We start from the raw sequence: 10,651 nt of genomic DNA, 5'->3' as shown, positions 1-10,651 counted from the left end.
ACCGCGCCCAACAGACGTCGGCAGTGACGCCGCGGGGGTGGTGTAACTCCGTTCGGGCTACGCCCTCACTGCGTCACACCACCCCCGCCGAGTCTCATCTTGATTGACGCCGAATCTCATCCTGATCGCCGCGCCGCAGGGTGGGGGGCTTGGGGTTAGTCCCCGCTGCTTTGAGCTGCCTTCGCGGGGTGCAGTGGCAGCACAACTAAATAGTGACTGAGCGATGACATGACCCAGACAGTGGAGCCTTGGGCACCCTGTCAGTCTTACACCGGCTAGTGCCGCCCCCAAGGCCACCCGGGCGGGTGTCTCAAGCGTGCGGCCGGGGACGGACCCTCAAAGATTGCGACTTCCGTAACCCCAGCCTACACACCCGGCCTGACGCGCGTGCCCACCCAACCCAGCGTCAAGCGACAGGTCATTAGTAGCCGATAAAGATCGCCCCCAAATCGGCCGCTTGAGCTAGCTCGGATAGACAATTCGGGTGAGCGGGTTCAACGGGTCAAAAGGAGGGTCGGAATATCCCGGGCCAAATTTTCTTACGACCCATCGGATAACAGGCTCATGCGAGCTAAAGTGAGAGCTTCATGGGCCATAGTACCCCCTCCTCCTCGGCAGCAGCCTCCAAGTCCTTGCGTACTTCCTTAGGGTCAACCTCCTCACCCCCCAGGGCTTGAAGGCAGAGGGCCGACGCACGTTCCCACTTGGGCCCTCTTGGACCACTTCAGGAGCTGCTCGGATGCACCTCGGACATTGTTACAGGCATAGCTGACACCGACCATTTCGGTCTTCACGAACACCGGAGGGGAGAACCAGTAGGTTGCCATGGAGGGTAATTTAGAGCGGGAAGAGGAACGATGTAGGCCCGCGCGGGTTTAGAATTGCGGCGGCCAGTTCTCCGTGGAAGCACAGCCGTTGTGGGCCCGTCGCTTGTTCCTCAACGGCGGCGGGCTTCCCTTAGCAGGACCCGTCAGGGCAGCTATGGAGTTTCGTCCCGACCGGCCTTGCCGATCGCCTCAAGCAATGATGCCAGCGTTGGCGTCAATTCCTGTTCGACCTCCAGCCCAAGCAGCTTGTGTACGTGGTGGCGATTGTCTTCAGCGCTGATGAACTGCCGAATGGCCTCGGCAAGTGGGGGGTAGCCCAGCCTTTCACGCTTTGCCATGTCTGCATGTCCCTACCCCGCCCTGCCGCAACTCGCAGGTCACGGAATGGTTGCATTAGGGGTTAGGAATGATTGGTAGAAATTTCTGAGCGCGAAGGACTGGCTGATCCGTATTCGGCTAGTCTGAGACTGAAAACCCCGGCAACCACCGGGGTTTTCAGCACACTAACTGCTAATAATACCAGCCCCAGACCCAAACACGCCTGCGAAAACACCGTCTGCGCAGACGGCCATATCGCCAGGCACGACGACAGGCCCTTCTCCAAGCCCGCCGCCGGCGCCGCCGCCTGCGGTGCCAGCTCCGATGTCGGACCGGCTCCGCCTGAGTATCCTCATCTTCGAACGGCTCTGTCTCCAGCGCGTCGAGTTCATCGAGGATGCCACTTCTGGCGCTCGGTACGCCGGCCACCGCGTTGATTGGCCGAACTGCGCTCGCAAGGGCTGCTGCCCCAGCAACGCCCAACACTCCTGTCAAAAATAATCGCCGATCCATGGAACCTCCAATTTCAAAGCCAGCGAGACAAGGTCGCAATTGGGAAATAGCGCGGTGGATACAAAAGCAAAGTCAGATGCGTTTAGAGAGGCTTAACGGTCGGTTCCGCGAACATGTTACGGTCCCCGAAGCGATGACTTCGTCAATTCTCGCCATGCCGCATTGCACAATCACGCTGCGTGCGCAAAATGCGGCATGATCCGGAAATCCCTCACCGTCCTGGTGATCGACGAAAACCACATCCGCGCCTCCATCATCGAGGCGGGATTGCGGGAGGCCGGGCATGAGCAGGTCACGGTCGTTCACGATGTTGCGGGAATAGCGCGGCGCATCGCCGAGATCGAACCGGACGTAATCGTCATCGATCTCGAAAATCCCAACCGCGATATGCTTGAAAACATGTTCCAGCTTTCGCGCGTGGTGAAGCGGCCGATCGCCATGTTCGTGGACCGGTCGGATCAGGCTTCAATCGAAGCTGCGGTGGAAGCGGGGGTCTCCGCCTATGTCGTCGACGGGCTGCGACAGGAGCGCGTCAAGCCGATCCTCGACATGGCGATCAGCCGCTTCAACGCGTTCTCGCGGATGGCGCGCGAACTTGAGGAAGCCCGCAGTGAATTGGAGGACCGCAAGGTCATCGACCGCGCCAAGGGCATCCTGATGCGATCCCGCGGCCTGTCGGAGGACGCGGCCTATACGCTTCTGCGCAAGACAGCCATGAACCAGAACCGCAAGATCAGCGAAATCGCGCAGAGCCTGGTGACGGCGGCAGGCCTTCTGGATCCCGGAGAGAGTTGAGCATGGCGGCCGAACACCAGATCAATGCCGGTTTCATGCCGCTCTTCGACAGCGCCGTTCTTGTCGCAGCGAAGGAGATCGGCTTTGCCGCGCGCGAAGGCGTCGACCTGACGCTTAGTCGCGAAACGTCCTGGGCCAACATCCGCGACCGCATCGCGATCGGACATTTCGACCTGGCGCATATGCTGGGGCCGATGCCGATCGCATGCAATCTGGGGCTCACCCCACTCGCCTCCGACACGATCGTGCCGTTCTCGCTGGGGCTGGGCGGCAACTGCGTAACGGTTTCGAACACGCTCTGGGCAGGCATGGCCGCGCACGGCGCCTTGCCCGATCTCAATCCGGCGCGGGCCGGCAAGGCCTTGGGAGCGCTGATCCGTGAACGGGCAAATGCCGGTCGCGACCCACTGCGCTTTGCGGTCGTGCATCCGCACTCCGGACACAATTACGAACTGCGCTACTGGCTCGCCGCCTGCGGCATCGATCCGTCGCGCGAAATAGAAATCGTCATCGTGCCGCCGCCGTTCATGGCCGACGCACTCGCCACCGGCAGGATCGACGGCTACTGCGCCGGCGAACCCTGGAACAGCGCCTCGGTCGTCGCCGGCACCGGCCATATCGCCACAGTCAAGGCCACCATCTGGAAGACCAGCCCCGAGAAAGTCGTCGGCGTGCGCAAGGCCTGGGCCGAAAAACACCCGGAAGCGCTTTCGGCGCTGCTGCGCGCGCTCCATCACGCCGCGCGCTGGTGCCAGGATCCGGCAAACCGCGGCGAACTGGCCGCCCTGATTGCGCAGCCTTCCTTCCTCGGCCTTTCGCCGGCGCTGCAGATGCCGATTCTGACCGGACATCTTGCGCTGGGCGGCGGCGCGGAACTGACCGTCGAGGACTTCTTTCTGCCTTTCGGCAAGGCGGCAAATTTCCCGTGGAAAAGCCACGCGCTGTGGTTCTACACGCAGATGGTTCGTTGGGGGCAGGTCAAGCACAGCGCTGCCCACATGGCGCTCGCGCGGGACAGCTACCGGCCCGACCTCTATCGCGCAGCGCTGAAGCCGCTCGGCGTCGCACTTCCCGGCGCCAATTCTAAGGTGGAGGGCGCGCTGGCGTCTGCCACACCTGTCGGCTCCGCCGGCGCCAGTCTGGTGCTCGGCCCCGATGGTTTCTTCGATGGCCAGATATTCGATCCCGACGAGGTCGACGCCTACATTGCCGGGCAGAAATTGGCGCGCGCCGAAGCCTGATCATTTTCGCGCCATTCTTGTGCATTGCACAAAAATTATGCGTGCAACCGCGCTAATGAACAATCTTTGGCTTGCTCGCCCAGCGGGCCAGCGCGCCGATGATTGTGGCATGCCGTTGATCTCATTGGTGTTTTTCATCCATTCCGAAACTGGCACGGTTCCTGCTTTGCAATAAGCAGACTCTTCTCGGGGTCACGGAACAGGCGTCCAATGGCGGGCGCTACAGGCAAAGCTGCCGCTCAGGTCAACACGCGATCCCGGATGGACGGACGCGCGCGGCCTGGCCGGCGGCTTTTTTGTTTTGACCGAGCACGGCAATCGACGGCGCTGATCCCAAGCAGTGCCCAACGGGAGACGACGATGACGAAACGCATCAAGACTGAAGCCCCTCTCGAGGGCATGACCCGCCGCAATTTTCTGATGGCAAGTGCTGCCACCGCGGCAACCCTGGCAGCGGCGCGCGCGCTGCTGCCGTCCGGCGCCTATGCGGCGACGGCAGCTCCGGAAGTCACCGGCGCCAAGCTCGGCTTCATCGCGCTGACCGACGCGGCGCCGCTGATGATCGCCAAGGAGAAGGGCCTGTTCGAGAAATTCGGCATGCCCGATGTCGAGGTGCTCAAGCAGGCCTCCTGGGGCGCGACGCGCGACAATCTGATGCTCGGCGGCGAAGCCAACGGCATCGACGGCGCCCATATCCTGACGCCGATGCCTTACCTGATGCACACCGGCAAGGTGACGCAGAACAATCAGCCGATGCCGATGGCGATCGTCGCGCGGCTTAACTACGACTGCCAGGCGATTTCCGTCGCGCAGGAATATGCCGGCACCGGCGTCGGCCTCGATGCCTCCAAGCTGAAGGACGCCTTCGCGGCCAAGAAGGCCGAAGGCAAGGAGGTGAAGGCCGCCATGACCTTCCCGGGCGGCACCCATGATCTCTGGTTGCGCTATTGGCTGGCCGCCGGCGGCATCGATCCCGACAAGGATGTCTCGACCATCGTCGTGCCGCCACCGCAGATGGTCGCCAACATGAAGGTCGGCAACATGGACGTGTTCTGCGTCGGCGAGCCATGGAACGAGCAGCTCGTCCACCAGGGCGTCGGCTTCACCGCCGCCACGACAGGCGAACTCTGGAAAGGCCATCCGGAAAAGGCGCTCGGCCTGCGCGCCGCCTTCATCGACAAGAACCCGAACGCCACCAAGGCGATCCTGATGGCCGTCATGGAAGCCCAGCAATGGTGCGAAGCCATGGAAAACAAGGACGAGATGGCGGCCATCATCGGCAAGCGGCAATGGATGAACGTGCCGACAGCCGACATCATCGGCCGCCTCAAGGGCGACATCAATTACGGCAATGACCGCGTCGCCACCGGCACCGACCTCTACATGAAGTTCTGGAAGGGCGGTGTGTCCTATCCGTTCAAGAGCCACGACAGCTGGTTCCTCGCCGAAAACATCCGCTGGGGCAAATTCGCGGCGACCACCGACATCAAGGCGCTGGTCGATCAAGTCAACCGCGAAGATCTGTGGCGCGAGGCGGCCAAGGATCTTGGCGTTGCTGCGGCCGATATCCCGGCGTCTCCATCGCGCGGCGTCGAGACCTTCTTTGACGGCAAGATTTTCGATCCGGCCAACCCGTCCGCCTATCTCGACAGCCTCAAGATCAAGGCATCGGCCTGACGTCGACGGCAAGCGCCGCCCGCTGCGCCGCTTGCCAGTGTTCAAGGAGCTTTTTGCGAAAATGTCTATTCAAGCCATCGAGGACACCAAGGTGAAGGCGTTCCCCGCGCCTGCCAAGCCTGCAGAGGTCATAGCTTTCACCGCCAAGGTGAGGCGCCGCTTCGATCCCGCCGCGATCGCCGGCAAGCTGGCGAGCACGCTGGTGCCGCCGGCCGTAGTCATCATCGTCATGCTCGTCGTCTGGCAGGTCGCCTGCTCGTCGCCCAATGCCAGCTTGCCGCCACCTAGCCAAGTATGGAACGAGGCCTACGATCTGATCGCCCATCCGTTCTTCGACTATGGTCCGCAGGATATCGGACTGGCCTGGCGGGTGCTGATCTCGCTGCAGCGGGTCGCCATCGGCTTCGGCCTGGCTGCCATCGTCGGCGTCGCGCTCGGTGCGCTGGTCGGCCAGTCGATCTGGGCCATGCGCGGCCTCGATCCGGTGTTCCAGATTCTGCGCACCGTGCCGCCGCTCGCCTGGCTGCCGCTGTCGCTGGCTGCCTTCCGCGATTCCAGCCCGTCGGCGATCTTCGTCATCTTCATCACCTCGATCTGGCCGGTGATCATCAACACTGCCGTCGGCGTCCGCAACATTCCAGAGGATTATCGAAACGTCTCCCGCATCCTCAGGCTCAACCAGCTCGAATTCTTCGTAAAGATCATGGTGCCGGCCGCGGCACCTTACATCTTCACCGGCCTGCGCATCGGCATCGGCCTGTCCTGGCTCGCCATCGTCGCCGCCGAAATGCTGACAGGCGGCGTCGGCATCGGCTTCTTCATCTGGGACGCCTGGAACTCGTCGCGGCTGCCCGACATCATCGTCGCGCTCGCCTATATCGGCGTCACCGGCTTCTGCCTCGACCGCTTGGTCGCGGCGGTCGGCGCCTTCGTCACCCGCGGCACAACGGCAAAGTGAGGAAAGGGGCGATGACGGCCTACCTGAAACTCGACCATATCGACAAATCCTTTGCCCGCGGCGGCCAGGTCAGCGAGGTGCTGAAAGACATCCGGCTGACCATCGACAAAGGCGAATTCGTCTCCATCATCGGCCATTCCGGCTGCGGCAAGTCGACCTTGCTCAACCTGATCGCCGGGCTGACCAGAGTCTCCGCCGGCGCGGTCCTGCTCGAGGACAAGGAGGTCGACAGCCCCGGACCCGAGCGCGCCGTGGTATTCCAGAACCACAGCCTTTTGCCGTGGCTCACCGTCTACGAGAACATCAATCTGGCGGTGTCGAAAGTTTTCGGTTCGACCAGGACCAAGGCCGAGCGGCATGACTGGATCATGCGCAATCTCGACCTCGTGCAGATGGCGCATGCCAGGGACAAGCGGCCCGCCGAGATATCGGGCGGCATGAAGCAGCGCGTCGGCATCGCCCGCGCGCTGGCCATGGAGCCGAAGATCCTGCTGCTCGACGAGCCCTTCGGTGCGCTGGACGCTCTGACGCGCGCCCATCTGCAGGATGCGGTGATGGATATCCATTCGAGGCTTGGCTCGACGACGATCATGATCACGCACGATGTCGACGAGGCGGTGCTATTGTCCGATCGCATCGTCATGATGACCAACGGTCCAGCGGCGACCATCGGCGAGGTGCTTGCGGTGCCGCTGGCCCGGCCGCGCCGGCGCATCGAGCTTTCCTCCGACCGGACCTTCCTGCGCTGCCGCGAGGCGGTGCTGAAGTTCCTCTACGAACGCCACCGCTTCGTGGAAGCCGCGGAGTAAGGCCATGGCCGGAAATCGCGTCATCATCCACAATTGGCAATCTGCATCGGCAATGGGCAATCTACCGCATTGCACAAATATTATGCTGCTGTGCAAGGCATTCTGACTAATCTTTGATCCGCTGCCGGGCTTTGTCAAAAATCGCGCGGCTGCGGTTCACATTGATTTCATTTGATAATCTGGAGCGCTGTCGAATTGGCACGCTTCCTGCTTTTCAGATTGTGGGTCCGAAAGGGCCAAGTGACACCGGCGTCCAATGGCGGGCGCCACAGGCAAAGCTGCCGCTCAGGTCAATACGCGATCCCGGATGGACGGACGCGCAAAGACCTGACCGGCGGCTTTTTTGTTTTTACGCGATCGACGGCGCTGGTCCCAAGCGGCGCCCAACCGGAGACGACGATGACGAAACGGATCGGAACTGGCGCGTCCCTCGCGGACTTCACGCGCCGCGATTTTCTGGCCAGCAGCGCGCTGACGGCGGCACTGTTCACCGCCGCGCTCCTGCTGTTTCCCGTCGGCGCCAAGACGGAAAGCAAGGACCTGACCGTGGCGAGCCCGGTCTCGTTGCACGCACCGATGCCGCGCCGCTGATCATTCACCCACAAACATCCGCGGTGCCTCCCACGCCGCAAACCGGAGCCAGACGTTGACCGCAAATCTCCCAGCCGCGCCCAGCCAGGACAATGCTCCCCGCCAGGCGCTTGTGATGTCCACCATCGCCTTCACCGTCTGCTTCGCGGTGTGGACGATATTTTCAATCATCGGCGTGCGCATAAAGCAGGACCTTGGGCTGAACGAGACGGAGTTCGGCCTGCTGGTCGGCACGCCGATCCTCACCGGTTCGCTCGTGCGCATGGTGCTCGGTGTCTGGACCGACCGTTTTGGCGGACGGCTGGTATACACCGCGACCATGCTTGCGGCGGCGGTCGCGACCTTCCTGCTCGCTTTTGCGCAAACCTACGGACAGATGCTGGTCGCCGCGTTAGGCGTTGGGCTCGCCGGTGGTTCCTTCGCCGTCGGTGTCGCCTATGTCTCGCGCTTCTTCCCGGCCGGCAAGCAGGGCACGGCGCTTGGCATTTTCGGTGTCGGCAATGTCGGCGCCGCGGTCACCAAGTTCATGGCACCATTCGTGCTTCTCTCCTGGGGCTGGCAGTCGGTCGCGCTGATCTGGGCGGCAGCACTCGTGGTCATGGCCGCCGTCTTCTGGTTCACCACCGACGACGATCCGGTCATCCGCGAGCGCCGCGCCGGCAAGGCAGCGCCCGCGAGAAGCTTCTTGCAGGAATTCGCGCCGCTCAAGAACCTGCAGGTCTGGCGCTTCGCCTTTTATTATTTCTTCGCCTTCGGTGCATTCGTGGCGCTGTCGCTGTGGTTGCCGCGCTACCTGATCGGCGTCTACGGATTCGGCATCGCGACCGCCGGCATGATCGGCGCGGCCTATTCGATCCCGGCGAGTATCTTTCGCGCCTATGGCGGCGTGCTATCCGACCGGATCGGCGCCCGCACCGTGCTCTACTGGACCTTCGCGGTCAGTGCCGTCGTGACTCTCGTTCTGTCTCTCCCCTCGGCAGACTACGTCGTGCACGGCATCAGCGGGCCGATCGCCTTCCATTTCGAGATCGGCCCGTTCGCCTTCATAGCCGTTGCCTGCGTGCTCGGCTTCTTCATGAGCCTTGGCAAGGCCGCCGTCTACAAGCACATCCCGGTTTACTACCCGCAGAGTGTCGGCGCGGTCGGCGGCGTTGTCGGCATGATTGGCGGGCTCGGCGGCTTTATCCTGCCAATCGCCTTCGGCGCACTCAACGACCTCACCGGCGTCTGGTCGAGTTGCTTCATGCTGCTCTTCGTCATCGTCGCCACCTGCTTTGCCTGGATGCACTTCAGCATCCGGCGGATGGAGCGCGCGGCCGCCGCCGAAGCTTCAGGCCTTTCCTACGCGGCTGAATGAGACAGGAGTGGATCAGGACATGACCGAAAAACTCGTCATCATCGGCAACGGCATGGCCCCAGGGCGCATGCTGGAGCACCTGCTGGAAAAGGCGCCGGACCTCTACCAGGTCACCATCTTCAATGCCGAGCCGCGCGTGAACTACGACCGCATCATGCTGTCGCCGGTTCTGTCAGGCGAAAAGGACTATGAGGAGATCATCATCCATGGCGATGGCTGGTACATCAAGCACGGGATCACCCTCTACAAGGGCCACAAGATCGTCGCCATCGACAGGCAGGCAAAGACCGTCACCTCCGATCATGGCGTGACCGAGCCCTACGACAAGCTCGTCATCGCCACCGGCTCGGTGCCGTTTATCATCCCGGTGCCCGGCCATGATCTGCCGGGCGTCCTGACCTATCGCGATCTCGACGATGTTCGGGCGATGATGCTGGCCGCGCAGTCACGGGCCAAGGCCGTGGTCATCGGCGGCGGCTTGCTCGGGCTGGAGGCGGCAGCGGGCTTGAACGCGCAGGGCATGGACGTCACCGTGCTGCATGTCATGCCGACGCTGATGGAGCGTCAGCTCGATCCGGCCGCCGGCTATCTGCTGCAGCGCGCTGTCGAGCAACGCGGCATCAAGGTCATCACCAAGGCCAACACCCAGGCGATCACAGGCAAGGGTAAGGTCGAGCAGGTGGAACTCGCCGACGGCACCGTCATCCCGGCGACGCTGGTCGTCATGGCGGTCGGCATCAGGCCGAATGCGACGCTGGCGAAAGACGCCGGCATTGCCGTCAATCGCGGCATCGTCGTCGACGCCGGCATGCGCAGCAACGATCCCGACATCTTCGCGCTCGGCGAATGCGCCGAGGTCAACGGCATGGTCTACGGCCTGGTCGCACCGCTCTATGAGATGGCGCGTGTCGCCGCCAGCCAGTTGGCCGGCGACGAGGCCGCCGCCTTCGTCCATTCGGACACGCCGACCAAGCTCAAGGTCACCGGCATCGAGCTGTTCTCGCTCGGCGACTTTGCCGAGGGCGAGGACCGCCAGGAGATCGTGCTGCGCGACGCCGCCGCCGGCGTCTACAAACGGCTGGTGCTCAGGGATGACCGCATCATCGGCACCGTGCTTTACGGCGAGACGGCGGACGGCGCCTGGTTCAACGACCTCAAGAAGAAGCAGACCGACATATCGGAAATGCGCGACACGCTTATTTTCGGCCAGTCATACCAGGGAGGCGCCTCCCTGGACCCTATGGCGGCCGTTGCAGCCTTGCCGGATGATGCGGAAATCTGCGGCTGTAACGGCGTTTGCAAGGGAAAGATCACTGGCGCGATCACGGCCAAAAGCCTGACCTCGCTCGACGACGTGCGCGCTCACACCAAGGCGTCCGCCTCCTGCGGCTCCTGCACCGGGCTGGTCGAGAAGCTGATGGTACTTACCATCGGCGACAAATATAATCCGGCGGCGGGGGGGGGGGGGGGGGGGGGGGGGCGCCCCCCCCCGCCAGCGGGGGGGGGGGGGGGGCGCGGCCCCCGCCCCCCCCCCCCCCACCCCCCCCCGGAGGGCCGACGTGAGA

9 protein-coding genes are annotated in these 10,651 nt (G+C 63.1%); 8 read left to right on the top strand and 1 reads right to left on the bottom strand.

Annotation, left to right across the window (positions count from 1 at the left end; genetic code table 11):
• Positions 1 to 979: 979 nt before the first annotated feature.
• Entirely contained in the window at positions 980 to 1,165 is a 186-nt protein-coding gene (locus tag AC0L3D_RS35020) for a hypothetical protein (RefSeq protein ID WP_128244494.1), read from the bottom strand.
• Between the two features lie 688 nt (positions 1,166 to 1,853).
• Between AC0L3D_RS35020 and AC0L3D_RS35015 the strand changes: the two genes are divergently transcribed.
• From AC0L3D_RS35015 to AC0L3D_RS34980, 8 genes are all read left to right on the top strand, one after another.
• Positions 1,854 to 2,453, top strand: coding sequence for an ANTAR domain-containing response regulator (locus tag AC0L3D_RS35015; RefSeq protein WP_023796771.1), 600 nt, complete (start codon positions 1,854 to 1,856; stop codon positions 2,451 to 2,453).
• A 2-nt stretch (positions 2,454 to 2,455) separates the two neighbouring features.
• Complete coding sequence (locus AC0L3D_RS35010; RefSeq protein WP_473647353.1) at positions 2,456 to 3,694, top strand: CmpA/NrtA family ABC transporter substrate-binding protein; 1,239 nt, start codon at positions 2,456 to 2,458, stop codon at positions 3,692 to 3,694.
• Between the two features lie 360 nt (positions 3,695 to 4,054).
• Complete coding sequence (locus AC0L3D_RS35005) at positions 4,055 to 5,371, top strand: CmpA/NrtA family ABC transporter substrate-binding protein (protein ID WP_473627017.1); 1,317 nt, start codon at positions 4,055 to 4,057, stop codon at positions 5,369 to 5,371.
• Between the two features lie 61 nt (positions 5,372 to 5,432).
• A complete protein-coding gene (gene ntrB, locus AC0L3D_RS35000; RefSeq protein ID WP_128172929.1) occupies positions 5,433 to 6,329 on the top strand; it encodes a nitrate ABC transporter permease in 897 nt (298 codons plus the stop codon).
• 11 nt (positions 6,330 to 6,340) lie between these two features.
• Positions 6,341 to 7,138 (top strand): ABC transporter ATP-binding protein, encoded by a 798-nt coding sequence (locus AC0L3D_RS34995; RefSeq protein ID WP_023796767.1) that lies wholly within the window; start codon positions 6,341 to 6,343, stop codon positions 7,136 to 7,138.
• A gap of 399 nt (positions 7,139 to 7,537) precedes the next feature.
• Positions 7,538 to 7,729, top strand: a complete 192-nt coding sequence (locus tag AC0L3D_RS34990; RefSeq protein WP_236392143.1) for a hypothetical protein — start codon at positions 7,538 to 7,540, stop codon at positions 7,727 to 7,729.
• 115 nt (positions 7,730 to 7,844) lie between these two features.
• A complete protein-coding gene (locus tag AC0L3D_RS34985) occupies positions 7,845 to 9,086 on the top strand; it encodes an MFS transporter (protein WP_473647354.1) in 1,242 nt (413 codons plus the stop codon).
• Positions 9,087 to 9,105: 19 nt separating this feature from the next.
• On the top strand, positions 9,106 to 10,651 hold a 1,546-nt coding region (locus AC0L3D_RS34980; protein ID WP_473647352.1), incomplete at its 3' end, for an FAD-dependent oxidoreductase.

It is taken from the genome of Mesorhizobium sp. WSM4837 (genome assembly GCF_055811435.1).
This window is presented reverse-complemented; position numbering and strand designations above follow the sequence as displayed.

What these genes read in the sequence shown, in the direction of transcription:
- AC0L3D_RS35010 (WP_473647353.1), top strand. Translation starts at nt 2,456, where the DNA reads ATGGCGGCCGAACACCAGATCAATGCCGGTTTCATGCCGCTCTTCGAC.
- ntrB (WP_128172929.1), top strand. Translation starts at nt 5,433, where the DNA reads ATGTCTATTCAAGCCATCGAGGACACCAAGGTGAAGGCGTTCCCCGCG.
- AC0L3D_RS34985 (WP_473647354.1), top strand. Translation starts at nt 7,845, where the DNA reads ATGTCCACCATCGCCTTCACCGTCTGCTTCGCGGTGTGGACGATATTT.
- AC0L3D_RS34995 (WP_023796767.1), top strand. Translation starts at nt 6,341, where the DNA reads ATGACGGCCTACCTGAAACTCGACCATATCGACAAATCCTTTGCCCGC.
- AC0L3D_RS34990 (WP_236392143.1), top strand. Translation starts at nt 7,538, where the DNA reads ATGACGAAACGGATCGGAACTGGCGCGTCCCTCGCGGACTTCACGCGC.
- AC0L3D_RS35005 (WP_473627017.1), top strand. Translation starts at nt 4,055, where the DNA reads ATGACGAAACGCATCAAGACTGAAGCCCCTCTCGAGGGCATGACCCGC.
- AC0L3D_RS35015 (WP_023796771.1), top strand. Translation starts at nt 1,854, where the DNA reads ATGATCCGGAAATCCCTCACCGTCCTGGTGATCGACGAAAACCACATC.
- AC0L3D_RS35020 (WP_128244494.1), bottom strand. Translation starts at nt 1,165, where the DNA reads ATGGCAAAGCGTGAAAGGCTGGGCTACCCCCCACTTGCCGAGGCCATT.